The sequence below is a fragment of the Flavobacterium ardleyense genome (genome assembly GCF_042686085.1).
GTDB lineage: Bacteria > Bacteroidota > Bacteroidia > Flavobacteriales > Flavobacteriaceae > Flavobacterium > Flavobacterium ardleyense.
The window spans coordinates 66,385-92,312 of record NZ_JBHUOL010000018.1; the positions used below are offsets into that span (position 1 = coordinate 66,385).

26 protein-coding genes are annotated in these 25,928 nt (G+C 32.1%); 18 read left to right on the forward strand and 8 right to left on the reverse strand.

Features of this window, described 5'->3' with window-relative positions:
* The first annotated feature begins 23 nt into the window (after positions 1-23).
* The 6 genes from fumC (at position 24) to ACFSX9_RS10140 (ending at position 4,945) form a co-directional block, all read left to right on the forward strand.
* Positions 24-1,421, forward strand: a complete 1,398-nt coding sequence (gene fumC / locus ACFSX9_RS10115; protein ID WP_379807279.1) for a class II fumarate hydratase — start codon at positions 24-26, stop codon at positions 1,419-1,421.
* Between the two features lie 117 nt (positions 1,422-1,538).
* Entirely contained in the window at positions 1,539-2,063 is a 525-nt protein-coding gene (locus ACFSX9_RS10120; protein ID WP_379807281.1) for a CIA30 family protein, read from the forward strand.
* A gap of 173 nt (positions 2,064-2,236) precedes the next feature.
* On the forward strand, positions 2,237-2,737 hold the full coding sequence (locus ACFSX9_RS10125; protein ID WP_379807283.1) for a YcxB family protein: 501 nt from the start codon (positions 2,237-2,239) through the stop codon (positions 2,735-2,737).
* 98 nt (positions 2,738-2,835) lie between these two features.
* Positions 2,836-4,398 (forward strand): hypothetical protein, encoded by a 1,563-nt coding sequence (locus tag ACFSX9_RS10130; RefSeq protein ID WP_379807285.1) that lies wholly within the window; start codon positions 2,836-2,838, stop codon positions 4,396-4,398.
* 45 nt (positions 4,399-4,443) lie between these two features.
* The gene (locus ACFSX9_RS10135) at positions 4,444-4,680 is read left to right on the forward strand and encodes a hypothetical protein (RefSeq protein WP_379807287.1); all 237 of its coding nucleotides are present in this window, start codon (positions 4,444-4,446) and stop codon (positions 4,678-4,680) included.
* 4 nt (positions 4,681-4,684) lie between these two features.
* Positions 4,685-4,945 (forward strand): hypothetical protein, encoded by a 261-nt coding sequence (locus ACFSX9_RS10140; protein ID WP_379807289.1) that lies wholly within the window; start codon positions 4,685-4,687, stop codon positions 4,943-4,945.
* A 68-nt stretch (positions 4,946-5,013) separates the two neighbouring features.
* On the opposite strand, the gene ACFSX9_RS10145 is transcribed toward ACFSX9_RS10140, so the two are convergent.
* Together ACFSX9_RS10145 and ACFSX9_RS10150 are read right to left on the reverse strand one after the other, a co-directional pair.
* Positions 5,014-6,141: an alpha/beta fold hydrolase gene (locus tag ACFSX9_RS10145; protein WP_379807291.1), complete on the reverse strand. Its 1,128-nt coding sequence runs from the start codon at positions 6,139-6,141 to the stop codon at positions 5,014-5,016.
* Positions 6,142-6,153: 12 nt separating this feature from the next.
* On the reverse strand, positions 6,154-6,825 hold the full coding sequence (locus ACFSX9_RS10150) for a ferredoxin reductase domain-containing protein (protein ID WP_379807293.1): 672 nt from the start codon (positions 6,823-6,825) through the stop codon (positions 6,154-6,156).
* Between the two features lie 281 nt (positions 6,826-7,106).
* Here ACFSX9_RS10150 and ACFSX9_RS10155 point away from each other — a divergent pair, with 281 nt between their 5' ends.
* The 5 genes from ACFSX9_RS10155 (at position 7,107) to ACFSX9_RS10175 (ending at position 11,192) form a co-directional block, all read left to right on the forward strand.
* Positions 7,107-7,805: a Dph6-related ATP pyrophosphatase gene (locus ACFSX9_RS10155; RefSeq protein WP_379807295.1), complete on the forward strand. Its 699-nt coding sequence runs from the start codon at positions 7,107-7,109 to the stop codon at positions 7,803-7,805.
* Positions 7,806-7,930: 125 nt separating this feature from the next.
* Positions 7,931-9,388: an FAD-dependent monooxygenase gene (locus ACFSX9_RS10160; protein WP_379808321.1), complete on the forward strand. Its 1,458-nt coding sequence runs from the start codon at positions 7,931-7,933 to the stop codon at positions 9,386-9,388.
* A 41-nt stretch (positions 9,389-9,429) separates the two neighbouring features.
* Positions 9,430-9,684, forward strand: a complete 255-nt coding sequence (locus ACFSX9_RS10165) for a DUF3781 domain-containing protein (RefSeq protein ID WP_379807297.1) — start codon at positions 9,430-9,432, stop codon at positions 9,682-9,684.
* Positions 9,685-9,718: 34 nt separating this feature from the next.
* Positions 9,719-10,366 carry a hypothetical protein gene (locus ACFSX9_RS10170; RefSeq protein WP_379807299.1) on the forward strand — a complete coding sequence of 216 codons (648 nt, stop codon included), beginning with the start codon at positions 9,719-9,721 and terminating at the stop codon, positions 10,364-10,366.
* A gap of 16 nt (positions 10,367-10,382) precedes the next feature.
* The gene (locus ACFSX9_RS10175) at positions 10,383-11,192 is read left to right on the forward strand and encodes a PhzF family phenazine biosynthesis protein (RefSeq protein ID WP_379807301.1); all 810 of its coding nucleotides are present in this window, start codon (positions 10,383-10,385) and stop codon (positions 11,190-11,192) included.
* Between the two features lie 4 nt (positions 11,193-11,196).
* Here ACFSX9_RS10175 and yaaA read toward each other — a convergent pair whose 3' ends face one another.
* The 6 genes from yaaA to ACFSX9_RS10205 form a co-directional block, all read right to left on the reverse strand.
* A complete protein-coding gene (yaaA, locus tag ACFSX9_RS10180; RefSeq protein WP_379807303.1) occupies positions 11,197-11,955 on the reverse strand; it encodes a peroxide stress protein YaaA in 759 nt (252 codons plus the stop codon).
* Positions 11,956-12,051: 96 nt separating this feature from the next.
* Positions 12,052-12,420, reverse strand: coding sequence for a methylglyoxal synthase (locus tag ACFSX9_RS10185; RefSeq protein WP_379807305.1), 369 nt, complete (start codon positions 12,418-12,420; stop codon positions 12,052-12,054).
* Positions 12,421-12,454: 34 nt separating this feature from the next.
* Positions 12,455-13,303: an N-acetylglucosamine kinase gene (locus tag ACFSX9_RS10190; protein ID WP_379807307.1), complete on the reverse strand. Its 849-nt coding sequence runs from the start codon at positions 13,301-13,303 to the stop codon at positions 12,455-12,457.
* A 68-nt stretch (positions 13,304-13,371) separates the two neighbouring features.
* Positions 13,372-14,382 (reverse strand): type I glyceraldehyde-3-phosphate dehydrogenase, encoded by a 1,011-nt coding sequence (gap, locus tag ACFSX9_RS10195; RefSeq protein WP_379807309.1) that lies wholly within the window; start codon positions 14,380-14,382, stop codon positions 13,372-13,374.
* Positions 14,383-14,466: 84 nt separating this feature from the next.
* Positions 14,467-15,453: a 6-phosphofructokinase gene (pfkA, locus tag ACFSX9_RS10200; protein ID WP_379807311.1), complete on the reverse strand. Its 987-nt coding sequence runs from the start codon at positions 15,451-15,453 to the stop codon at positions 14,467-14,469.
* Between the two features lie 135 nt (positions 15,454-15,588).
* Positions 15,589-19,998 (reverse strand): translocation/assembly module TamB domain-containing protein, encoded by a 4,410-nt coding sequence (locus ACFSX9_RS10205; RefSeq protein ID WP_379807313.1) that lies wholly within the window; start codon positions 19,996-19,998, stop codon positions 15,589-15,591.
* Positions 19,999-20,186: 188 nt separating this feature from the next.
* Between ACFSX9_RS10205 and tsaD the strand changes: the two genes are divergently transcribed.
* From tsaD to ACFSX9_RS10240, 7 genes are all read left to right on the forward strand, one after another.
* Positions 20,187-21,209: a tRNA (adenosine(37)-N6)-threonylcarbamoyltransferase complex transferase subunit TsaD gene (tsaD, locus tag ACFSX9_RS10210; RefSeq protein WP_379807315.1), complete on the forward strand. Its 1,023-nt coding sequence runs from the start codon at positions 20,187-20,189 to the stop codon at positions 21,207-21,209.
* Positions 21,210-21,214: 5 nt separating this feature from the next.
* Complete coding sequence (locus ACFSX9_RS10215; protein ID WP_379807317.1) at positions 21,215-21,883, forward strand: hypothetical protein; 669 nt, start codon at positions 21,215-21,217, stop codon at positions 21,881-21,883.
* Between the two features lie 57 nt (positions 21,884-21,940).
* Complete coding sequence (locus ACFSX9_RS10220; protein WP_379807319.1) at positions 21,941-22,180, forward strand: hypothetical protein; 240 nt, start codon at positions 21,941-21,943, stop codon at positions 22,178-22,180.
* Positions 22,181-22,186: 6 nt separating this feature from the next.
* Positions 22,187-22,891 (forward strand): 16S rRNA (uracil(1498)-N(3))-methyltransferase, encoded by a 705-nt coding sequence (locus tag ACFSX9_RS10225; protein ID WP_379807321.1) that lies wholly within the window; start codon positions 22,187-22,189, stop codon positions 22,889-22,891.
* Positions 22,884-23,525 (forward strand): DUF4159 domain-containing protein, encoded by a 642-nt coding sequence (locus ACFSX9_RS10230; protein ID WP_379807323.1) that lies wholly within the window; start codon positions 22,884-22,886, stop codon positions 23,523-23,525. Before ACFSX9_RS10225 ends, ACFSX9_RS10230 begins: the two co-directional genes overlap by 8 nt.
* Before the next feature lie 282 nt (positions 23,526-23,807).
* Positions 23,808-24,755, forward strand: coding sequence for a zinc metalloprotease (locus ACFSX9_RS10235; RefSeq protein ID WP_379807325.1), 948 nt, complete (start codon positions 23,808-23,810; stop codon positions 24,753-24,755).
* Between the two features lie 77 nt (positions 24,756-24,832).
* Positions 24,833-25,927: an AI-2E family transporter gene (locus ACFSX9_RS10240; protein WP_379807327.1), complete on the forward strand. Its 1,095-nt coding sequence runs from the start codon at positions 24,833-24,835 to the stop codon at positions 25,925-25,927.
* Position 25,928: the final 1 nt, after the last annotated feature.

Consider the following 25,928-nt stretch of genomic DNA (forward strand, 5'->3'; position numbering starts at 1 on the left):
CTTTCATATAATATATAAAAATCATGGAATATAGAATAGTAAAAGATACAATGGGTGAAATTAAAGTTCCAGCAAACGCTTATTGGGGAGCTCAAACCGAACGTTCACGTACTAATTTTAATATTGGACCACACGCTTCAATGCCGTTAGAAATTATTCATGCATTTGCCTACATAAAGAAAGCAGCAGCATTAGCAAACAATCAATTAGGTGTTTTAGAGACTGAAAAAAAGGATTTGATTAGTACCGTTTGTAATGAAATTCTTGCAGGTAAATTAGACAATCAGTTTCCGTTGGTAATTTGGCAAACTGGCTCAGGAACTCATACAAACATGAATGTAAACGAGGTAATTTCCAACCGAATTCATGTACTGCAAGGAAATAAATTAGGTGAAGGACAATTGTTTGTTCATCCGAACGACGATGTTAATAAATCACAATCTTCAAACGATACGTTTCCAACCGCGATGCACATCTCCGCCTATAAAATGGTTGTAGAAACCACAGTTCCTGGAATTGAAGCTTTGAGAGATACATTGAAAATTAAATCAAATGATTTTAAAGCAATTGTAAAAACCGGTCGAACTCACTTTATGGACGCCACTCCACTGACTTTAGGACAAGAGTTTTCGGGTTATGCCCAACAATTAACAAACAGTATTCGTGCAATTAAAAATGCATTGGAAGTTGTTCGGGAACTAGCTTTAGGAGGAACAGCAGTTGGTACCGGATTAAATACACCGAAAGGTTATGACGTTTTGGTAGCTCAAAAAATTGCAGAAATCACAGGTTTGCCATTCATAACAGCACCAAATAAATTTGAATCGCTCGCAGCTCATGATGCAATGGTCGAACTTTCAGGAGCAATGAAGCGTTGTGCTGTTTCGTTAATGAAAATAGGAAATGATATTCGGATGTTAAATTCGGGTCCACGATGTGGGATAGGTGAAATCATTATTCCAACTAACGAACCAGGTTCTTCAATTATGCCAGGAAAAGTAAATCCAACACAATCGGAAGCTTTAACAATGGTTTGTGCACAGATAATTGGTAATGACGTTGCCGTATCTATTGGTGGTTCAAATGGCCAGTTCGAATTGAATGCTTTTAAACCTGTTATTATCGCAAATGTCTTACAATCAGCTCGTTTATTAGGCGATGCTTGTGCTTCATTTAATGCGAATTGTGTTATCGGCATTGAGCCAAATTTACCAATCATAAAAGAACATCTGGAAAATTCTTTGATGTTGGTAACCGCTTTAAATACGCACATTGGTTATGAAAATGCAGCCAAAATTGTGAAGAAAGCTTACGCCGAAAACATAACATTACGTAAAGCAGCTTTAGAATTAAATTTAGTAACTAATGAAGAATTTGATAAATGGGTAAAACCAGAAGATATGATTGGTTCAATGGATTAATTCGATACTAAGATTTCAAACGTATTAAACTTCAGCTTGAACAGTTAATAATCAGTTGTTAAATACTTAAAATGCAATTTATTATTGTCTTATATTTAGAAGACAAATAATAATAACATGAAATTATTCATACTAATACTATTGGCAACTATGAACACAACAATTATATATGATTTTAATAAGAAATCTTCAAAAAGAGATTGGCGCATAATTGACGATGGCGTTATGGGCGGCATTTCGCAAGGAGAATTCTTAATAGATTCCGACGGAAATGGGGTATTTTATGGAACAATCTCGTTAGAAAATAATGGAGGATTTTCGTCTGTACGATACCAATTTGACAAAATACTAACTAATAAAGACAGTAAAATTATTATCCGATTAAAAGGCGATGGAAAACAATATCAATTTCGGATAAAAGATAAATTTGATTCCTATTATTCTTATATCACAACATTTGAAACATCGGGAGAATGGGAAACTATTGAAATTAAGTTAACCGATTTATATCCATCTTTTAGAGGTCAGAAATTAAATTTACCTAATTTTAATAGTAATTCGTTTGAAGAAATTGTTTTCCTACTCGGTAATAAAAAGAAAGAATCTTTTAAACTCGTTTTAGATAAAATTGAACTAAAATAATGGTTTCAACTTTATAACTTATTCTTTTTTGTAAGATTTTCGATTTGTTTTATAAGATTATAAGATTCTAAATTTACAGGTGTAATTTTAGTTATATTTGAAAACTTAAGAATTATATAACAGTTACTTGTTGATTTCATTGAATCATCATTTATACTTAAACCGCCTACCAAATGATTATAAAAACTAAAATCCGATTTAAAGAATATGTAAAGTTGCTTTACAGTTTAGCTTATGAAAGAACGATGTTGCGACTTCTAGTTTTAGTGGCGCTACTACTTTTGCTTTGGATTCTATTTTATAATTTTGACGTTTTCGATCTTCCAAAACCTTTAATTTATCAATATATCACCTTATCGTTAATTGCAATTGCTCAACCAGCGATTATATTTATAACGATTTGGCGTAATTATAATTCTAGCAATCAATTGAGTGAAAACTTAGAAATAGAGCTAGCACCAGAAATGATAAAGATAAATGGTGAATCTTATTATATGGAAATTGAGTGGGAAAAATTATTTAAAATCGTGGAAAAGCCAAATTGGTTTTTAATGTACCAAAATAATTTGTCGGCGATCCTTATTCCTAAAAGAGATATGGATGCAACTGATATCGTTAATTTTAGAAAATTATTAAACGGTTTAAAAATCGTACCTGTAGAAGTATTGAAGTAAGCTTATACATTCATAGTTTAGTTACCTTCTTCCCTATTTATTAAACCAATTATTCAATATTATTTGTTTGAAATTATTTGAATATATATCTTTAAAATATGAACAAAAAATCAAAAAAAATAGTACTTATAATAGTTGGTATCGCAGTCGTTCTATTTTTAGGGCTTTTGGGACTTAATTATTTTCTTGAAAACAAGCTTAAAAAACAAATAGCTGAATCGCCGGAACATCTTAAAATTCAGTACGAAACTATTTCTGTGAATGCTTTAAGCGGTAATGTGAAATTTGTTAAACCTCGAATTTCAATTTTCCAAGAAAAAACAAAAAAGATAACAGCTACAATTGAATTAGAAAAATTTTCTGTGGAAGGATTTAGTTATTTTAATTACTTATTTCAGGATAAAATTGCAGTTGATGACATTATTTTCAAGCAAGCAAAAATCACTTACTATAAAAATGAAGCTCCTAAATCAGATAGTTCAAAAAATGTATTCGATAAGTTGAAGCAAATCGTACAAATTGAATCTATCGAAATGAAAGAAGCTTTTGTTACAATTTTTGATGGTTCGAATGACAGTTTAATGCTGAAATCTGACAATCTGAATTTCAAATTCGACGGTATTAAAATCGATCCAGCAAAAAAGAAGAATCCAGTAAGTTATGAAGATTTTAAACTAACTTCAAATTCCACTTTTTATAGTTTGGGTGAGTATGAAAACTTACTATTGGAAAGTATGGATGTTAGTTCAGACCGTTCTAAATTTTCAGGAGTTAAACTAAAAACGAAATATTCAAAACACGCTTTAACTCAAATGATTAAAGTGGAGCGTGATCATTATGATTTGGCAATTGATTCCATCACTATTAAAAATCAAGATTTTGGCTTTAAACAAGATTCTGTTTTCTACTTCAAAAGTAAACGTGTCGATTTTTATCAGCCTAATTTTAAAATTTACAGAAACAAATTAGTGACGGATGATATGAGTATTAAACCACTCTATAGCAAAATGTTAAGAGAGTTAGGCTTTGACTTGACTTTAAATAATGTTTTCATAAATAATACATCCATCGTTTATACCGAAAAAACAAAAGAAGAAACTTCAGGTGGCAAAATTTTATTTTCGAAATTAAATGCGGAAATACAAAATCTAAGTAATACTTATAAATCGAAAGACAGTATTACATTAATAAAAGTGAAGGCAGTTTTTATGGACAACACGCCAATAGACGTGGATTGGAGTTTTGATGTAAACAACTTGCAAGATTCATTTGTTTTTAAAGCAAAAATGGGTGGATTGAATGCTGAAAGTATGAATCAATTTATGGAACCTAACTTGAATATTCAGCTGGAAGGTGCTATTAAACAAACCTATTTCACCATAAATGGAACTGACAATACTTCTCACATCGATTTACAAATTAAATATGATGAATTTGACGTAATTATTTTAAAAGACAAAACGAAAAAGAAAAATAAATTACTATCGACCATCGTAAATATATTTGTTTCAAAAGACAGTGAAGACGTTTCAAATGATTTTAGAAAAGGCTCAAAATCAGATGTTGAAAGGGTTAAAAACAAATCAGTATTTAACTATTTATGGATCAATATTAAAGAAGGTTTATTGCAAGCTATGGTTGGTGATGGTAAAAAGAAATAGCAACATTTTTTTTTATGTACTTTAGTCGAGTGTAAATAATTCAATATGAAATATAGCTGTTTGTTTTTATTGCTATTAACGATACTATTTAAGAGTTGTGGCGAGAAAGTGAAAGCATTGAAAATAGATACTTCTAACTTCATTAATAGCTGGTACAACACTATTCAAGGCTATCCTTATCAATCTGAATTAAAGATTAAACAAAATAATATCTTCGAATATTTTAGTGGTGCTTGCACTTATAGGTCACTCAGTGAAGGAACTTGGGAAATTAAAAAATGACACCTTGATTTTACATAGTGTTCCAGCACGAGATTGCTTTTATTTGACTGAATTTGGAACTTTATGTAAAACGAAAGAAGAAATTGATAAAAAAAGAGCTCGTAAAAAAAATATAGAAGACTGTCAAGCTGACCCAGAAATCGAATATGAAATTTTTAGTAATGAAGCTTTTTATCTAAAAAACGACACATTAGTTCATATTAAACAAAATAAAGAATGTGCTGGTATCGAGTTCGGTTATTCTTCAAAAGAGAAAAAATATTAAAAACAAAAATCCAGCTACAAATTATTTATAGCTGGATTTTTTATTTAAAAACCGAATTTATGATCTTGTTAAATTTTCGGACTTAATGGTTCAGAATTTGGTACAACAGTTTGTGAATCGCTTAATGTTGTTAAAAACTCATTAATGTAACTATTGAATTCCACTGGACTCTCAAGATTTGAAACGTGACCAGCATTATCAATAATTCTCAACTCCGAATTTTGAATACTTTTATGCATCGCTTCAGATTGAGCCAACGGCGTTACTCCATCTTGTCTTCCGCAAATAATCAAAGTTGGAACAGTTATATCTTCCAAAATCGAACAAGTTTCAGATCGATCAGCTAAAGCTACTAAACCTGCTTTAATTATTCGATCAGAATTTGCATTTACAACAGCTCTCAATTCGTCAACTAATCCAGGTTTGTTAGTTAATGTCTCCGTGTGAAATACACTTTTTACAAATTTATCATTAAAAGCTCCTGCTCCATTACGGTTAATTTCGTCAATTGCAGCGTATCTTTTTTCTTTAACTTCTGAAGTATCAGCAATACATTGCGTATCACATAAAATCAAAGCATCAAAATGTTCTGGAAATCTCTTAATTGCATCTAACGCAACGAAACCTCCCATTGAGAGACCACAAAGAACTGCTCGTTCAATGTTTAATTCCTCCATAAAAAGTAGTAGATCTTCAGTAAAAAGTTCCATACTCAAATGTGTATTTTCATCCTCTGATTTACCAAAACCACGAATGTCAACAGCGATTACGCGATTGTTAGCTTTTAAACTCTCTAATTGTCCGTTCCACATTGATTTATCGAAAGGAAAACCATGTAGAAATATAATTGGAACAGTTCCTTCTCCTACATCGTTGTATGAAATTTTAAAATCATTAATATTTATGTAAATATCTTGATGCGATTTTTGTTTATCGAATTCTGTAAATTCTTCGGTAGAAAGTTTTTCAAATCTCTCACACATCACGTTTTCTTTATGATTTTCTTCATATTCTTCCACTACATTTACTAACGAATTGTAATAAGAAGTTAACGATTTAACAGTCAATTCGGGATGTTTTTGATCGGGAAGTGTTATTGGCATCTCATCTAAATACTCCACTAATTCAGGATAATTTTTATGAATGCAGTTTGTTATGTTTATAATTAGTTCGTTTATTTTTTTTTCAGTTTCCATATTGTTTCGTTTTTAGTATTCTTCTTTAATAATTAATTTCTCGTCAATTCCTAAATCCATTAATATTGCTTCAATCGCAGTAATCATTGGTGGCGGTCCACATAAATAAAAATGCTGTTTTAAATTCTGAATATTCTCTTTTAGGAATTCTTCGGTAATTCTTCCGAAAGCATAACCTTCTTCATCTTCGTCAGACAAAATATTAATAAATGAATCGCCTAATAAACTATTAAACTCTTGTTCGAGAATAATATCCGATTTTGTTTTATTTGCGAATATCAATTTATTATGACCCATTTCTTTGTTTGCTTTCAATTGGCGAAGTATAGAAATAAACGGCGTCACTCCTGCTCCACCAGCGATAAAAACGCCTTCACCTTTATAGTCAATTGCACCAAAAACATCTCCCACTAATAGCTCGTCATTTTGTTTTAGGTCCAGCATTTCATTCGTAACTCCTTCGCGCTTTGGATAAGTTTTAATCATAAATTCTAACTTATCTCCTTTCGGCAAACTTGTCATCGTAAAAGGTCTTTTCTGTGATTCCCAGCCCACTTTATTGATCGCTAATTCAGTAGCTTTTCCAGGTGTGAAGTCAAATCCATCAGGCTTATTTGTAACAATTCGCAAAACGTCAGGTGTTACTTTTTGAATTGATTGTATGTTTACTTTATAATTTTCCATTATTTTGGTATTTATATTTATACTATCTGTAAACAAAATTACGCGATTACCTTGCTTTTAGCTTTACACAATTACTATAAATGGTTATAAAACTATCACGTAGGAGTGGTTTTTACAAAGTGTTTTCTGTCCGAAGTTTTAGAACAGATTACAATTTTCTGAAACGATAAAAATGAGTCTTTACCTCCCAATTTAAAATTTAAGTATATTTGAACACTAGATTTTGCAATTAATTAATCCATAATTTTAAAGAATTATTTAAAGCTGAAATAAGTAATATAATGACACGAAAAAAAGCAATATTTAATTGGAGTGGCGGAAAAGATTCGGCTTTAGCACTTCATAAAATAATCGAAGAAAATAAGTACGAAGTAATTTCACTCTTCACCACTTTAAATGAAGAAACTCAAAAGTCTTCTATGCATTCCATTCCTTTGGCAATCTTACGGAAACAAGCAGAAAGTCTTGGAATTCCCTTGCATACCACAACATTTTCTAAAGAATTAAAGAACTACGATGAGAAAATGGCTGAAGTTGTAACACATTTCAAAAAACAAGATGTTAGCAGTTTTATTTTTGGTGACATTTTTCTATCTGATGTAAAAGCGTATCGTGAAAGTAAATTGAATCCTTTAGGAATTGAAGTCATCGAACCGCTTTGGGATAAAACTTCGAACCAAATAATGAATGAATTTTTACTTTCGGGAATTAAAACAAAAATTATCGTGACCGATGCGTCTAAATTAGATAGCAAGTATATTGGAAAAATCATCAATCAAGATTTCGTAAAATCGTATCCAGAAGGTTTAGATATTTGTGGAGAAAACGGCGAATATCATTCCTTAGCTTATGATGGACCACTATTTAAGGCGAAAGTCGACTTCAAAATTTCTGGAATTACTAAAATATCACACGATTTTAAGTTAGACACAGGCGAAACCAAAACTTTTTATTATTGGCAAGCTGAATTATCCGAATAAATAATAAACCTTTAAAACAACAACTAAATCAGTCGTATTTTAAATAATTTTATACCTAATAAGTAAAATCAAACCTTTACTTTTGATTTGAAATTAATAAGTGCGATTTGCAAAATAAACAAGAAGTGAAGAAGTTAAAGAATGAAGAATTTTGTTGGACGATTTGCCCCGAATGTAAAGGATCGGGCAAAAAAAAACAACGTCTTCAAAAGAAAGTAAGACTAAATTACCAAAGAGAATTAGCTCAGTTTGACGCATCAAAATCCGAAGGAAGAGCACCAATTCGACCTTCAGGACATTTGTCTTCGTGCTTAAATTGTTCGGGTTCTGGATTAGTTCATTCTACAACAAAACCTTTAATCGATAATGAGAATTTTCCTCATGTTGCCATTATTGGTGGCGGAATTGGTGGTGTTGCATTAGCTGTAGCTTGTTTGCATCGCGGAATTCCCTTCACAATATATGAACGCGATAACAGTTTTGAAGAGCGATCTCAAGGTTACGGACTCACTTTGCAACAAGCCAGCAAAGCCATTGAAGGATTAGGAATTTTTTCATTAGAGAAAGGCGTAATTTCTACCAGACATTTGGTTCATACGACCGAAGGAAAAGTAATTGGCGAATGGGGAATCCGAAAATGGTTGCCTTCCGAAATAAAAACCAATCCAAAACGTACCAATATTCATATTGCAAGACAAGCTTTGCGTTTGGCTTTGGTAGAACAACTTGGCGGACAAGATTCCATTCATTGGGGACATCAATTAGTTAATTTTGAAACCTCCGAAGATAAAAGTATGAATTTAACTTTTCAAGTCGACGGAAAGACTAAAAATGCCAAAGCTGATCTTATCGTTGGAGCAGACGGAATTCGTAGTGCTGTCCGGAAAATACTAGTTGGCGATGACATTTATCCTTTGCGTTATTTGGATTGCATTGTAATTTTGGGAATTTGTCCTTTGAGTAAACTGGAAAATATTTCAAGTGAATTACTCGATTCTGCTACGGTATTTCAAACCGCAAATGGTAAAGAACGAATTTACATAATGCCCTACGATTCGGATTCAGTGATGTGGCAATTGAGCTTTCCAATGTCCGAAGTAGAGGCTAAATTTTTAAGTGCCAAAGGTCCAAAAGCCTTAAAAGAAGAAGCTTGCCGAAGAACGAATTGGCACGCTCCTATTCCACAGATTTTAGAAGCAACTTTGGAAGCACAAGTTTCTGGATATCCGGTTTATGATCGTGAAGTTTTAAAACCAGAAGTGTTCGAAAAAGCAGGAAGCACAATATTAATTGGCGATGCAGCTCATCCCATGAGTCCGTTTAAAGGACAAGGTGCCAATCAAGCTTTATTAGATGCTTTAGCTTTAGCAAGAGCGATTTCAAAAGGTTGCCAACCTTTGTCTAATTGGAAAATAGCAGGATTAAGAGCGAGTATATTAACTGATTTCGAAGCGGCAATGTTAGAACGAAGTGCAAAAAAAGTAAAAGATTCGGCAGCAGCAGCACAATTCCTACATTCTGAAATTGTACTTCACGAAGGCGATGAACCCAGAGGAAGATGCATTAAGAAAGAAGGAGAATAAAAGATATATTTACTTGTCAAAATAATAGGAAACAGCTGCATATGAACAATTTTAAAGAAGTTATTTTAAACAAATTTTGTTATACTGACTTGGTTTATGGACGAATTAATAAGAAACTGAACTTAACACTTTCGAATCCTGAAATTGAAGAATTAATTCTTAAAATTATTAGCGAAACAGCTCCTTCAGAATTTATTAAAAAAGGTAAAAACATTTACATTACAAATCACACAAAAAAGGTCAGATTGACAATCAATTCTTTTACAAACCGAATCATTACAGCGGATAAAATGTAGTCTACTCTTTCGAAAAATTTATAAAATATACCAAATGAAATGTCCAAAATGTAATTCAGAAATACAGACAGAAAACATAAATATCCAAGCTGATATTGCTCAATGTAATAAATGCAAAAATATATTTAAAATATCAGAAAATATTGAGGATGTTATTGATGATAACTTTATTGTTAATAATAAACCAAATGGAACTTGGTATAAATCAGATTTTAACAAAACAATTATCGGTGCGTCAACACGTTCTCCAATAGCTTTTTTTCTAGTTCCTTTTATGTTGGTTTGGTCGGGAGGCTCATTAGGCGGAATTTATGGCTCACAAATTACAAATGGTGAATTTAATTTACTATTGACACTAGCGGGAATACCTTTTATAATTGGCTCTATTTTTTTCTGGAGTTTGGCATTAATGGCCATTTGGGGAAAAGTGGAAGTATCGCTTGATAATAAAGGTGGAAAAGTATTTACAGGAATTAGCACTATCGGAATAACTAAACATTTTTTATGGAGCGATGTTTCTTCTATAAAAGAAGGTCAAGCTAATTTACGTTATCCTGGAGGGAAAGGAGTTAGTTTAGTTTTGGAGGGAGCAAAAAGGATTTCATTTGGCTCAAGTCTTAAAGAAGAAAGAAGATACTATTTATTAAGAGCTGTTAAAAGTGTAATGAATAAAAACAGATAAAACTTAAAATCAAATCATGAAAGTATATATAATTGACGCTTTTACAACAGAAGCTTTTAAAGGAAATCCGGCTGGAGTTTGTATCGTAGAAGATGAAATTTTGGTAGAAACTATGCAATCTATAGCAAGCGAACTAAACCTATCAGAAACGGCATTTATAAGTCGGTTCAACGATAGCGAAAGTGACTACTCAATTCGTTTTTTTACGCCAACAGTTCCAATAGATTTCTGCGGACACGCAACATTAGCTGCAGCTAAAGTTATTTTACAGAAAACGGGAAATTCAGAAGTTAACTTCACGACACTTCACAATTTAAAAATTAGTGCGAAAAGTTCTGGTGCAACTATTGAAATGAACTTCCCTTTGTATGATTCTGTTGCTTATAGTCCAAATGAAGATTTGTATGACGCTTTGGGAATTGTTAATCCTGTCGCAACGAAATATGCAAAAGAATTAGATATGGTAGTAATTGAAGTAGCTGATAAAGATGCATTACTAAAATTACAACCTGATTTCGCACAATTAGCAAATACTTCAAAAAGGTATAAAGCCGTTATCGTTACTGCAAAGTCAGAAGATGTATCATACGATTTCTATTCCCGATGTTTTTGCTCGTGGATTGGAATTGATGAAGATCCAGTCACAGGCTCATCGCATTCAATTTTAGCTAAATATTGGAGCAAGATTCTAAATAAAAAAGAAATGGTTGCTTTTCAAGCTTCAAAACGTGGCGGTTCAATGCAACTTAAAATTGTAAACGATAAAGAACTTGAAGTAATAAGTAATGCTAAAATAATGGTAGAAGGAATTCTAAATTTAGAATAAAAAACTATCTCGTAAAAATTAAAGAATTTCCCTTACTTAAATTGGCATCGAAAGCGTAACCGTCATAATTGAATCCTTTTAAATCTTCAATTGTTTCTGCATTTTTGTCAATAATATAACGCACCATTTGACCTCTCGCTTTTTTAGCGTAGAAACTAATTATTTTAAGTTTTCCATCTTTGTAATCTTTAAAGTCAGGTGTAATAACCGGCACTTTTAAAGCTTTGGTATCTACTGCACTGAAATATTCTTTACTGGCTAAATTGACAAATAATTCGTCAGCTTTCATTTCTTTATTCAAGGAATCAGTAATGGTTTCTTTCCAAAATTCGTATAGATTTTTGTGGCCTCCAATTGGCATTTTCGTCCCCATTTCTAAACGGTATGGTTGCATCAAATCCAAAGGTTTTAAGATCCCATACAAACCGGAAAGTATGCGTAATTTATCTTGAAGAACTTTTACTTTATCTGCAGATAAAGAATATACATCTAATCCCGAATAAACGTCACCATCAAAAGCATAAACTGCTGGTCTAGCATTTTCTTTTGTAAAGGGAACTGTCCATTCTTGGTTGCGTTGCCAATTCAAATCTGCCAATTTTTCTGAAATGTGCATCAGCTCCATTAATTCCTTAGGTTGCTTCTTTTTTAAAGTGTTCTGAATAATTTCTGAATCCTTTATAAATGCTGATTCTGAATAGTTTGCAACTGGTAACTTACTTTCGTAGTTTAATGATTTAGCAGGAGATATTACAATTTTCATAGTTTGGTATTTTCTCAAATTTACGTAAATATTTACTTTTTGGATTGAAATGGCGATAAGAAATTCTTATACTAAAATTGAAATTAGTAATCGAGACTAATCTTCTAATCCTAATAATAAGAGCTGAGCAGTAGCTTCATTGGTAGCTAATGGCACGTTGTGAACATCACAAATTCTGATCAACATATTGATATCCACTTCGTGCGCGTGACTCGAATTTGGATCTTTAAAAAAGATAACCATTTTCGTTTTTCCAACTGCAACTCTTGCTGCAATTTGGGCATCGCCACCTTGTGGACCAGATAACATTTTCTTAACTTTAAATCCGGCTGCTTCTGCTCTTCCACCAGTTGTTCCGGTGGCAACAATTTTAATATTTTCTTTCAGCAGAATGGCTTTATTTTTATTTAAAAACTGAACTATATCTGCCTTCTTTCCGTCGTGTGCAATAATTGCTACTTCCATAAATTTGTGCTTTCTAAATAAGATAAAAAAATAATTAATTCAAAATGTGATATGCAATTAAACCATCAATTGGTCGTCGCAAAACTTTACCAATATGAATGCCTCTTTTCGATAAAAGTTCAGTCAATTCATCTTTTAAATAGAATGCAATTGAACCAATAAAATGAACTGGAATTTCCTTGCAATCTTCAAACTGTTCAATGTAATAAGTAACGAAAGCTTCCATTTCTTCATCAATATATTTTTTACAATACGGATGGTCTTTGTGCTGAATTAAAAACTGGGCAAATCGTGCTAAATAAGCATTAGGATTTGGTTCTTTGTATAAGTTTTGCTTAATAACATCAGCATCTAAATCGTAGTCTTTTTCAAATTGCGTAGCCAAATCGGCTGGCATTTTCTTAAAATAATAACCTCGAATTAAATGACGACCAAAACGATTTCCCGAACAATCATCCATAGCGATATAGCCCAAAGATTGAAATCTTTGATGCAATACTTCTCCGTCAAAATAAGTACAGTTTGAACCCGTTCCTAAAATGCATACAATTGCCTTTTCATTTTTTGGTGTTGTAGCATAAACTGCGGCATAAGTATCTTCTTGCACCACCACTTTTGCATTCGTGAAATAATTTTGAAAAAGTTCGGTAAGGTAATTTTTCATTCGATCTGTGCCACAGCCGGCGCCATAAAAAAACAAATGTGTCACTTTATCTTTATTCTCTAAAATATCCGTACTATCGCCTAAACGTTTGAGTATTTCTGCTGTCTCTAAAACTTCTGGATTTAATCCTAAGGTTTCGGTTGTAAAAAGCACAGTCCCCTTAGCATCGATAGCAATCCAATCGGCTTTTGTAGAGCCACTGTCAACAATTAATTTCATTTAGTATTTATTTGGTTAGATAGAAAAAATCCCGCACACAAATGTAACGGGATTTTTCAAAAACAATATTATTTTAAACCAGCAATATGTACTGATAAATCGATTAATTTACAAGAATAACCATATTCGTTATCATACCAAGCGATAATTTTAAAGAAGGTTGAATTCAAGCCAATTCCAGCTTTCGAATCAACAATTGAAGCTCTTGGGTCTGAAATAAAATCTTGAGAAACTACATCATCTTCGGTATATCCTAAAATGCCTTTCAATTCATTTTCTGAAGCTTTTTTCAGCACTGCCATAATTTCGCCATAAGTAGTTTCTTTAGCAACTTTTACAGTTAAATCTACACAAGAAACATCCGCCGTAGGAACACGCATTGACATTCCTGTTAATTTTCCGTTTAATTCTGGAATAACTTTTCCAACTGCTTTTGCAGCACCTGTAGAAGATGGAATCATATTTAATAAAGCAGAACGACCTCCGCGGAAGTCTTTTTTAGAAGGACCATCAACTGTTAATTGAGTTGCCGTCACCGCATGAATTGTAGTCATTAAACCTTCTACAATTTCGAAATTATCGTGAATTACTTTAGCGACTGGTGCTAAGCAATTTGTAGTACAAGAAGCATTAGAAACAATTTTGTCCGAAGCTTTTGCAGTCATATGATTTACACCCATTACAAACATTGGTGCATCAGCCGACGGTGAAGAAATCACCACTTTTTTGGCACCACCATCAATATGAGCTTGAGCCGCTTCTAAAGTTGTGAACAAACCTGTACATTCTGCAACTATATCTGTATCAATTTCGTTATCATCCCAGTTGATTAGTTTTGGATCTCTTTCTGCCGTAACTCTAATATAGCGCTCATTAACGTATAATTTTCCTTCTTTTACTTCTACTTTTCCAGCGAAACGTCCATGAACAGAATCATATTTTAGCATATAAGCCAAATGATCTACACCTAATAAATCATTAATTGCTACTACTTCTACATTATCTCTGTTTAGCGTTTCTCTTAACACTAATCTCCCGATTCTTCCGAAACCGTTAATTCCTAATTTTACTTTTGACATTTTTTTCTCTTTTTGGCAAATAGCACCTCGCTCCTGCCGTTATATTTATTTTCTCTGTATACTTTTTTTGGCAAACTATCGCTCTTAGGTCGACATGATATCTGAAACGCGCAATAATTCTCTGTCGATTTGGGTATGTCCTTTAATTGCTTGTATCAAGGGCGTTAAAGCTACTTTATCATTAATCATCCCAACCATAAAGTTAGATTTTCCTTCCAAAAGCGATTCCACGGCTTTCACACCAAGTCTACTCGCTAAAACTCTGTCATAGCAAGAAGGCGAACCACCTCGTTGCATATGTCCTAAAACTGAAACTCGAGTATCATATTCAGGTAAGTTTTCTTCAATGTAATCTTTCAATTCAAATACCGTTTTACCTATTTTATCTCCTTCGGCAATTACTACAATGCTTGAAGATTTTCCAGATGCTTTACTTTTTTCAAGCGATTCTAATAAGCGTTTTAATCCTAAATCTTCTTCAGGAATTAAAATCTCCTCTGCTCCTGCTCCAATTCCAGCATTTAGTGCAATATGTCCAGCATCTCTTCCCATTACTTCGACAAGAAATAAACGGTTGTGCGAACTCGCCGTGTCTCTAATTTTATCAATACAATCAATTACTGTATTTAAAGCCGTATCAAATCCTAAAGTATGACTGGTTCCGAAAATATCATTATCAATTGTTCCCGGAATTCCCATTACGGGAAAATTAAAAGAATTACTAAAAAACTGAGCACCGGAAAAACTTCCATCACCGCCAATTACAACCAAAGCGTCAATTCCGCCAGCAACCAAATTATCGTATGCTTTTTGCTGTCCTTCATCTGTTCTAAATTCACTAGAACGAGCCGACTTTAAAATTGTACCGCCTTTGTTAATAATGTTATTTACAGATCGCGGTCCCATTTCTTTAAAATCTCCTTCAATCATTCCTTGGTAACCTCTATAAATTCCTACGCATTCTATTTTATGATAAGCACAAGTTCGAACAACAGAACGGATAGCAGCATTCATTCCAGGAGCATCACCTCCAGAAGTTAGAACACCTATTTTTTTAATCTTTGAAGTCATATAAATATTCTTTGTTTATGTAAAGTTATGAAACGAAAAGCCAAAACAAGACGCTTTTTACTAAGTATTTAACCTTAGCAACAATTTGAAACATTTTCGTCAATAAATCTTGAATTATCAGCAAAAAATGAAGTTTTAATCTACATCTGGAACTTTAACTGGTTGTTCTTTTGATGTTTCTGCTTTCTTTGACTTTCTATCGTTTATGTAGTCCATAAAATCAGGTGGTAAATCTGAATCTGGGATATCACTACTCGAATTTGTAGATTCTTTTAACTTCTTTTTATTGAAAATCTTACGAAGCATTTCTTTAAAAGTATCGAATTCTACATTATATGTTAAGCCCAAACCTTGCGTATAGCCAATTCCTTCTCCTATATAATTGATGTCGTTTTCACGATTAAACACGTGTGCATTCAAACTTCCATCTTCATTCAATTGAATTAAAATTTCAACATTTCCTACAATTACAGATTCGGTAACTCCTCCAACCGGAACTCCCACTTTTCCATTAATCGAGATTCTATTATTGATTTGAGTACTTAAAGTAACACCCACACGATCCGAAATTTCGTTCAAACGATCTCCCTGCGAATAATCCACACCCAACTGCAACTTACTATCTTCATCGGCAAACAAACCATTAATAATAGAATTCGCACGTTCAAATAAAGGTCCATACGCAGCGTTTCCAGCAGTTTCAGAAGTTACGAAATCTCCTGTTGCTAATAAAGCAAATGCTTGTGCTTGTCTAGTATCTTTATCTTGCAATTTATAATCTACTTCACTTTTTAATACCGAACTTACATTAGGAAAATCAATATCAAAATCGGGTTCTGGGTTTCGTAAATTTCCATTTAATAGGATAGAAACATTCGTATCTACTTTCTTATTAAAAGAAGAGCTTTCTAATAAAACGCCAGGATTTGCTGTAGTTTTATAAGTGGCAACTAAGTCTAAAACCGCATCCATTGGATCTCCATCCCAACGAATAGTTCCTCCTTTTTCAACTTTAAATTTCTTATCAATTAAACCACCATATTTGAAATTATAATCTCCATCAACAATCTGGAAATCTCCTGTCATTAAGAATTTACCTAAGGTATTAATTTCGATTAGAATAGAGCCATATCCAGTGCCTTTCATGGCATGACCCGAAGAACGATCCAAAATAATTTCAATATTCGCATCTTGATCAATATCAAAATCCAATACTAATTCAATTCCTTGGTATTTATTAGTTTCTACTACATTTCCCTCCTTCATCTTTTTATACTCGTCTTGCGTCATAAATTTTATGAAGGAATTATCGCCAATATTCTCACTATTATTCACTGGAATTTTAATGGAAGTTCCTTTTTCAGATTCGCCCGAAACTTTAATATTTAAAGCGTTAACTGATCCTGTTATGCTGGCGCCTCCTTTCATAAAAGCAGTTCCATAATAATAGGCATCTTCTGTATCCTCCGTATCTAATGCTAAAATATTGTTAGAATCTAAATGTAAGTTTAATTGCCAATTGCTAAATTTTTCATGTCGAATACTTCCATCTAAAATACCTTTTGTATTATATTTTGTATCGGTTACTTCAATTTTTCTTAAACCAAATTGTTGTTCAGTCAGATCCACAATAGCATTTTTCTCAAAAGCATAATCCACATTCAAGTAAGGAACGCGCATTCCAGCATCATTTAAATATAATCTTCCATCAATATCAGGTTCAGATAGAGAGCCTCTGATGGTTGCTCGTCCCGTTGCATTTCCACGCACATCTGAAAGCACATTTCCTAGTAAAGGTCCAAAGGGAGCCATATTAAATTTTTCAAAACCTGCTTCTAAGACTAAACTCGATTGCTGTCCCACGAAGTTGACATCACCATTTAGAAAGAAATGTTCTCTTCCATCTTTTTTAATACCCGATTTAACGCTGAATTGGTTGAAGTTTTCATTTCCTTTTATCGCGAATTTTAAATCACCTAGTAATATTCGATTCACTTCAAGATTATCAATCGTTATGTCCGAAATAGGATCGTAAATATTTTTGTCTTGTTTATATTGTACCGTTCCATTTAGCTTTCCACCGAAGGACAAACTATCTAAACTAGGTGTTACTTTTTCTAAATCAATATCCTCAAATGTCAAGTGAAAGTCTTTGTATGTTGAGTCTCGCATCGTTCCATAAAAATCCATTTTCTGATTGTTATGCGACAAGCTAATCTTTTGGAAATCAAAGTCTCTAAATAGTTTATCAAAGACAATTTTATTATCATTTGTTTCATTTTCATTGATGAACCAAGTATATTCTTTAAAAGCAATTTCCGACTTTTTAAATCCTATTACAGATTGCTTTTCTTCATCAATTGTGTGGTACAAGTTCAAATCATAGCTATCTTGACTTTTCGAACCTCCTTTAAACTCAGATCGAACAAATAAAGTATCATTAAGCGTTACATTAATCAAATTGAAATCTGCAATTTTATAACTTTTTGTGTGAATGGTATCAACAGAAATATACGCGTTATATAAAGGATTCTTATTGTCAATTTCAATTTTTACATTTTGAATATGATTTTTAAATGCATCAATGTCAGGTGATTTAAAATCAAGCACAAATTTACCTTCATCGGCATTAATTCTACCTTTTAAACGTGTGTTTTCTGAAATAGATACTTCTGGAACAAAAACTTCTACAATTTTATCATAGATCGTAAAATCGAAATTTAAAAATTGATCGGGTGCCAATTTATTTGGCGAATAGTTGGCGTACAAACTACCCAAAGCATTTTCTACAATTTTTTGAACTTCTTTTACTTTATATTTTCCAACAATCTCACCACTAATAATATCGGGTGAATTTATAGTAATTGTTCTAACATTAGCCGCGTCAAAAGTGGAATTAATTTCGAAGTCGTCAAAAAAGTAATAATCCTTACTGTTTTGGTAGGAGACATCATTAATTTCTAATTTTCCAACTAAATTGTCGATTGAATTTCCGTTAGCTTTAAAATTAATATTTCCTTTAAAAATTGCTAGAGAATCTTTCTTGTAAAAATTCAGTACATATAAGTCTGCATAATCAATTTGGGCCTTAAAGTCGTAATTATTCGCTTTTTTGCTCAAGTCAATTATACCATCAAAATCCATTTTTAAATTGGGATCATTACTATTAAAATATCCTTTATAATAAGGCATTTTCATACTTCCATCTACCGTAATGTTTTGGTAAGTATAGCCATTGTAATAAAATTTATTAATGGAACCAACGATCGAAGTATTAAGTAATTTCTGAGTAAAACCCTTTCCATCCACATCTAAATCCAAAGTGGCTCGTTGCAATTCACTTTGCGCAAGCAAAGTTCCTAAATCAAAATCATCGAGTTTTATATTTCCTTTGTACGATGCATTATCTATATTATCAATGTCTTGAATGGCTAAATCACCGTTTACAATTCCTAATTTTGATAACAAATTGACCTTAGTAATTATATATTTCTGAGTTAATTCCACATCACCAGACAAAATCACATCGCCTAATTTCCCTAATACTGAAGGAAGGCTCTTTCCTAGAATATTAGGTAAAATGCTCTTTAAATTTTCATAATTAGAACTCACTCGGTCAAAACTACCTTTCATATAAAAACGTTGCTCTCCTTTGCCAAATAAATTTTTAAAATTAATTGTACCAATGATTTCAGATTGGTTTTTATCAACAAGTTTTAAATTGTGAGTAGTGAAATTATTTAACGTTCCTGTCAAATGTGTGTCGATGTAAAAATGATTATTTTTACCGAATTCATTGTAAAAATAATTTAAATCGTTTGAAGCAAGCGACGCTTTATCAAACTGCACATCAAAAACAACTTTATTATTGAAGTCTGAAAAGTCTTTTCTTTCGTATTTTAATTCTACTCTACCTTTCATTTCAGAATTTGGGGTAAACATTTCCAATTTATCCAATAGAATATTTTGCTTTGTATAAGTAAAATCAGTTGTTAAATGTTTTACATCCAAACCTCTATGATCATGAAACGAAATCTCATCGATAAAAGTGGTAACTGTTGCTCCTTTGATGAAAAAATCTTCAATTACACCATCTAATTTGGTGAAATCTAACATTTTAGGCGTTGTTAAATTGTGATCAATGTACTGAAAACGACTATTATAGATAGTCATTTTATTTGCTTTCATTCTAAATTTTCCAGAGGAAGGAGAACCATCGTCAAATGCTTCAATAAAACGATCTAAGTTTGTACCTTTTTCACCCTTGTAGTTGACGATCCTAACATCTAATCCATGCATGATTACATCTTTTAAATAGGGATGACCAGAATCGTAAATTTTCTTAAAACTTAAAATAGACGTATTTAGTTTTTTAACATAAAGCAAAGTATCTTGGTGATGATCTACTATTACTAAATCGCCAAGTTTAACACTTCCGAAAGGAGATATCGCAATTTTACCAATAGAAAGATTGGTGCCAAACGCTTTATTGAGTTCATCTGTAACATATTTTCCTAAATAACTTTGAACGGATGGCAATGACAAAAGAATCCCTAAAGAGAGCAACAACAACAATAATGCAATTATGGTGCGAAATAGTATTTTTTTAAATTTTTTGATACGGTCTTTTGTTTTAAATTTGCATAAAATTAATAGAATGAGTGCAACCGAACAAAAATAAGGTTTTTTGTGCGATATTAGCAATATCTTTCACTCAAATTTCATGCCTAATTATGACTGAAAAAAAAATATATACGTTAGCAATAGAAAGTTCGTGTGATGATACTTCTGCGGCGATACTTTGCAATGATAAAGTTTTATCAAATATCGTGGCGCGTCAAGCTATTCATGAGGAATATGGAGGAGTAGTTCCTGAGTTAGCCTCAAGAGCACATCAACAAAATATTGTCCCAGTTGTGGATGTTGCCATTAAAAAAGCAGGCATCACAAAAGAAGATTTAGATTGCATTGCTTTTACACAAGGTCCAGGATTAATGGGTTCATTATTAGTGGGCGGTTCCTTTGCAAAATCAATGAGCATGGCATTAGGAATTCCATTAATTGCGGTTAACCATATGAAAGCGCATATATTAGCACATTTCATTGATGAAGCAGGTTATGAAAAACCAACTTTTCCTTTTTTAGCATTGACAATTTCTGGCGGTCATACGCAAATTGTAAAATTGACAAGTTTTTTTGAAATGGAAATTATTGGTCAAACGACAGATGATGCAGTTGGTGAAGCGTTTGATAAAAGTGCGAAAATAATGGGTCTTCCCTATCCTGGTGGTCCACTAATTGACAAATTTGCACAAGAAGGAAACCCGAAAGCTTTTCCTTTTACCAAACCAAAAATGCCAGGATTAGACTTTAGTTTTAGTGGTTTAAAGACCCAAATTTTATATTTTATTCAAAAAAACGTTGCTATAAACTCAAATTTTATTGAAGAAAACAAAGCGGACATCTGCGCTTCGATCCAACATACTATTGTCCAAATTTTAATGGACAAATTAAAATTAGCTGTAGCAGAAACAGGAATTAATAAAATTGCGATTGGTGGCGGAGTTTCAGCAAATTCAGGAATTAGAGCTACTTTAAAAGAAGCTGAAAGGAAATATGGTTGGACCACTTATATTCCAAAATTTGAATACACAACAGATAATGCTGCAATGATAGGAATTGTAGGTTATTATAACTTTTTAGAAGGAAATTTTAGTGAAGCTGCCGTTGTTTCTAAAGCAAGAATTGAATTTTAATTCCTATGAAAAATATTTTATTTTTATTTTTAACATTAACTGTATTTGCTCAAAAAAAGCCTGAAGATTTTGGTTACAAACACTTGGTTTTCGAATATAAAAAATTAGAAGTTAATGTGATCGTAAAATCTAAAATAGGTGAGGAAAATATTCAAAAACCATTATTTTTTTTCTGTCAAGGAAGTATGCCTCAAACTGTTTTAAAATATAATGACAGTGGTTTGTATGGAACTTTTCCTTTCGATGAAAATGATTTTCTAACAGATTATCATTTAGTTATTATTGGAAAACCCGGTATTCCAGTAATTTCAGATGTAAATGATTTAGGTAAGGACTATCAATATTTAATTAACAAGGATAGTGCTCCGAAAATTTATTCTGATAACCATTATTTAGATTATTATGTAGATCGAAATGATTTCATTATTAAAAAACTTCTAAAAGAAAAATGGGTTGCTAAAAACAAATTAGTTTTGGCAGGACATTCTAAAGGAAGTACGATTGCTGCAAAATTAGCACGAAAGAATAAAAAAGTAACACATTTAATTTATTCCAGTGGAAATCCTTATGGTAGAATACTAAACATTTTGCAAGCTGGAATTTACTATGATAAAAATTATGATAGCATTGATTATTGGAAAAAAGTTGTAAGTAATAAAAATAGCTTAGCATAAACTGGTGGAGATACTTACAAAGCTACTTATGATTTTTCTCAACCTCCGGCTAATCAATTGAAAGAACTTGAAATTCCTATACTAATTACTTATGGAACTAAAGATTGGAATGCACAATACAATGATTTATTTTATGTTGAAAGCATTAATTTAGGAATGAAAAATGTAACTTTCAAACCGTACATCGATTTAGAACACAATTTTTTTCCGGTCAACGAAAAACTAGAACCCAATCACGAAATTTATAATTGGGAAAATGTTGGAAAAGATTGGCTTAAATGGATAAAATCAAATTAAAAAACTATGCAATTATTCTATAATTACGAAATAAAACAAGGTGATATCAATTTCATTTTTGATAAAGACGAGAGCAAGCACATTGTAAAAGTTTTACGCAAAAAAGAAGGAGATATCATTTTTATCACAAATGGTTTAGGTTATTTATTTGAATCTGAAGTAATCTTATCTTCCGAGAAGAAATGTGAAGTAAAAATCACTAAAGAAACATTTCATGAACCCAATTCATTTTACACGCATATTGCGGTTGCTCCTACAAAAATGAACGAACGAATTGAATGGTTTTTAGAGAAAGCTACTGAAATAGGAATTCACGAAATTACACCTATTATCTGTGATCATTCGGAACGAAAAGTGTTTAAAATTGATCGTGCTGAAAAGATTATTCAGGCTGCAATGAAACAATCGTTGCATTTTTACATACCAAAAATCAATGAACCTATTACTATGTCTGAATTTGTAAAAAAAGAATTAGACGGACAAAAGTTCATAGCACATTGTGAAGAAACGGACAGAAAATCGTTTTCAAAAGAGGTAACAAAAGCGCAGAAGATTACGATTTTAATTGGTCCAGAAGGCGATTTTTCAACAAAAGAAATTGATTTAGCGATTGCTAATCAATTTATTCCTGTAACTTTGGGAAACACAAGATTACGAACAGAAACTGCAGCCTTAGTGGCTTGTCATACAATTGCATTATTGAATGAATAAATTATTTTTAATCGGGATTTTACTTTTTTTACATTTGGGATTCGCCCAAGAAATCGCTCTTGGTAAATATGGTGGCGGTGGCGACTGGTATGCAAACCCTACTTCTCTACCTAATCTCGTTAAATTCTGCAATCAAAACATCAACACCACATTAAACACTAAAATAGGTACTGTTGAAGTGGGAAGTTCGGAAATAGTAAATTATCCTTTTGTACATATGACTGGGCATGGAAATGTAGTTTTTAGTCCTAATGATGTTGTTAATCTTCAAAATTACTTAGCATCAGGTGGTTTTTTACATATCGATGATAATTATGGAATGGATCAATATGTTCGCAAAGAAATTAAAAAACTATTTCCTAACAATCCGCTGACAGAAATTCCTACAAGCCATATTATTTTCCAAGAACCATTTTCTTTTCCAGGTGGATTACCAAAAATTCACGAGCATGATAATCAAAGACCGCAAGCTTTTGCCATTATTATCGAAGGACGAATTGTGTTGCTTTATACGTATGAAACCGACTTAGGTGATGGTTGGGAAGATCCAGAAGTTCACAATGATCCACCAGCAATAAGAGAAAAAGCACTTAAGATGGGTGCAAACATCTTAAATTACGTTTTTAAAAACTGATTTTCCACAATTTCGCGGATTTCAAATCTATGAAATTGATTTTTTTTAGTCTTTTTCGGAAAGATCTCAGTAAACATTGATAAAAAAGTAAGTAAATGTACAGAAAATCTGTAACGCTACTTCTATTAAAATTATTTAGTTTTGAATTCAACAAATAGCAAATAAATTAACATTTAATAGAATCCTTTTTATAGAAACTTTGATTTACTATATGAAAACAAAAATTAAATGTACAAATTATTGCTAATTGTAAAAAAAACAATTCAACTAAATTTTATTTTTATGAAAAAAATCATTTTATCAGCGTTTTCGTTACTACTTTTATTATCATGTAGTAATGATGAGACTACAAATTCAACTGAAGCACCTACAGCGGAAGTAGTTCACAGAGGTTGTGCTTCTCAAGAAGTACATGAAAGACACTTACAAGAAAATCCTTTATTAGCACAAAAAATGGCTGAAATTGAAGCTATTACACAAGAAGCGGTTCTTGAAAATAGAATTGTTAATGGTGTTTTAGAAATTCCTGTAGTATTCAACGTTTTATACAGAACTGCTGCAGAAAATATTTCTCAAGCGCAATTACAATCTCAAATTGATGTTTTAAATGCTGACTTTAGAGGAGCAAACACAGATTACAACTCAAACAATCCTTTCAATAATGTTAGAGGTGCAATCAATGTGAAATTTATTTTAGATAATGTTGTTAGAAAATCTACTACAAAATCATCTTGGGGAACTAATGATGCAATGAAGAGATCTTCTCAAGGTGGAATTGATGCATCATCTCCTACTACAAAGTTAAACTATTGGGTTTGTACTATTGGTGGAGGAATCTTAGGATACGCTCAATTTCCAGGTGGAGCTACTGCAACTGACGGAGTAGTTTGTGATTCTAAATATACAGGTACAACAGGAAGTGCAACATATCCTTTCAACAAAGGTAGAACTGCAACTCACGAAGTTGGTCACTGGATGAATTTACGTCATATTTGGGGAGACGCTAACTGTGGAAACGATCAAGTTGCTGACACACCTACTCATAATGGTCCAAACTCAGGCGTTCCTGCAGTTGGTCATAGAAGTACTTGTTCAGGTCAACCACTTGAAATGTATATGAACTATATGGATTATACAGATGATAGAGGAATGTATATGTTCTCTAAAGGTCAAGTTTCAAGAATGGCTGCTATATTTAACTCTAATGGTCCTAGAAAATCATTCAGATAATTCTAAATAAAATAATTTAGATCTTAAAACTCGCCATTTATTGGCGAGTTTTTTTTATTTTAGCAAAAACTAATAAAATGACGGCGAAAGAATTATCTAAAGGCTTATTAAGAACTGTAGCGATATTAGCTGGAGCGTTTGTGCTTATTTATTTTTTGTATCAAATCTCAGCAGTGCTAATTTATCTTGTAGTATCTGTAGTTTTTACACTACTACTTTATCCGTTGGTTCAATTTTTTAAAAGAAAACTAAAATTTAATAACATCGTCGCGGTGATATCGACCTTATTCATAGTGAGTTTGTTTGTTTTTGGCTTTATTATGTTATTTGTTCCGTTACTCATTTCACAAGGTCAAAACCTCTCATTACTTGATATTAAAGCTTTGGAAAGTAATTACAATCAATTATTAAATTCCATTGAAACGTATTTAAGTTCGCACAATATGAGTAGTAGCGAATTGCTTGATGATTCTAAATTGACATCTTTTTCTAACTTTCATTTTATTCCTAACTTCATCAATGGCATCTTTAACACCGTAGGAAATATTGGAATGGGTCTAGCATCTGTTCTTTTCATTACCTTCTTCTTATTAAAGGAACGAAATTCCTTTGCAAAAGGAATCAAGAATTTACTTCCCGAAGATAAAAAGGACAAAATTTTGAATTCGCTGGTAAAAATTGACGAAATGCTATCGAAGTACTTTTTAGGATTATTGTTTCAGTTGTTTATTATTCTAGTTTTATATTTTATAGTTTTCTTAATTTTTGGTGTACAAAACGCCTTTATTATAGCACTTTTGTGTGCGGTTTTAAATGTTATTCCATATATAGGACCACTTATAGCAACAGTTTTAGCAGGTGTTTTAATAATGACCGGAAGTATTGGCTCTGGAGCTGATTTTAGTTCTGAAACATTACCAACAACTATTTATGTCCTAATCGGAATGTTTGGCGTGCAAATGATTGATAATAATTTTAGCGGTCCACTTATTTTTTCAAAAAGTACCAATTCACATCCATTAGAAATTTTCCTAGTGATTTTAGTTACTGGAATGTTGTTTGGGATTATTGGGATGATAATCGCTGTTCCTTTATATACTTCATTAAAAGTAATAGGAAAGGAATTTTTTCCCGAAAATAAAATTATTAAAGCACTTACAAAAAACCTATAGA

Coding starts and splice junctions, on each gene's coding strand:
- ACFSX9_RS10125 (WP_379807283.1), top strand. CDS start 2,237: ATGATTATAAAAACTAAAATCCGATTTAAAGAATATGTAAAGTTGCTT.
- ACFSX9_RS10130 (WP_379807285.1), top strand. CDS start 2,836: ATGAACAAAAAATCAAAAAAAATAGTACTTATAATAGTTGGTATCGCA.
- ACFSX9_RS10235 (WP_379807325.1), top strand. CDS start 23,808: ATGAAAAAAATCATTTTATCAGCGTTTTCGTTACTACTTTTATTATCA.
- ACFSX9_RS10225 (WP_379807321.1), top strand. CDS start 22,187: ATGCAATTATTCTATAATTACGAAATAAAACAAGGTGATATCAATTTC.
- ACFSX9_RS10215 (WP_379807317.1), top strand. CDS start 21,215: ATGAAAAATATTTTATTTTTATTTTTAACATTAACTGTATTTGCTCAA.
- gap (WP_379807309.1), bottom strand. CDS start 14,382: ATGTCAAAAGTAAAATTAGGAATTAACGGTTTCGGAAGAATCGGGAGA.
- ACFSX9_RS10135 (WP_379807287.1), top strand. CDS start 4,444: ATGAAATATAGCTGTTTGTTTTTATTGCTATTAACGATACTATTTAAG.
- ACFSX9_RS10150 (WP_379807293.1), bottom strand. CDS start 6,825: ATGGAAAATTATAAAGTAAACATACAATCAATTCAAAAAGTAACACCT.
- ACFSX9_RS10240 (WP_379807327.1), top strand. CDS start 24,833: ATGACGGCGAAAGAATTATCTAAAGGCTTATTAAGAACTGTAGCGATA.
- pfkA (WP_379807311.1), bottom strand. CDS start 15,453: ATGACTTCAAAGATTAAAAAAATAGGTGTTCTAACTTCTGGAGGTGAT.
- ACFSX9_RS10170 (WP_379807299.1), top strand. CDS start 9,719: ATGAAATGTCCAAAATGTAATTCAGAAATACAGACAGAAAACATAAAT.
- ACFSX9_RS10185 (WP_379807305.1), bottom strand. CDS start 12,420: ATGGAAGTAGCAATTATTGCACACGACGGAAAGAAGGCAGATATAGTT.
- ACFSX9_RS10230 (WP_379807323.1), top strand. CDS start 22,884: ATGAATAAATTATTTTTAATCGGGATTTTACTTTTTTTACATTTGGGA.
- ACFSX9_RS10145 (WP_379807291.1), bottom strand. CDS start 6,141: ATGGAAACTGAAAAAAAAATAAACGAACTAATTATAAACATAACAAAC.
- yaaA (WP_379807303.1), bottom strand. CDS start 11,955: ATGAAAATTGTAATATCTCCTGCTAAATCATTAAACTACGAAAGTAAG.
- ACFSX9_RS10175 (WP_379807301.1), top strand. CDS start 10,383: ATGAAAGTATATATAATTGACGCTTTTACAACAGAAGCTTTTAAAGGA.
- fumC (WP_379807279.1), top strand. CDS start 24: ATGGAATATAGAATAGTAAAAGATACAATGGGTGAAATTAAAGTTCCA.
- ACFSX9_RS10155 (WP_379807295.1), top strand. CDS start 7,107: ATGACACGAAAAAAAGCAATATTTAATTGGAGTGGCGGAAAAGATTCG.
- ACFSX9_RS10190 (WP_379807307.1), bottom strand. CDS start 13,303: ATGAAATTAATTGTTGACAGTGGCTCTACAAAAGCCGATTGGATTGCT.
- tsaD (WP_379807315.1), top strand. CDS start 20,187: ATGACTGAAAAAAAAATATATACGTTAGCAATAGAAAGTTCGTGTGAT.
- ACFSX9_RS10165 (WP_379807297.1), top strand. CDS start 9,430: ATGAACAATTTTAAAGAAGTTATTTTAAACAAATTTTGTTATACTGAC.
- ACFSX9_RS10120 (WP_379807281.1), top strand. CDS start 1,539: ATGAAATTATTCATACTAATACTATTGGCAACTATGAACACAACAATT.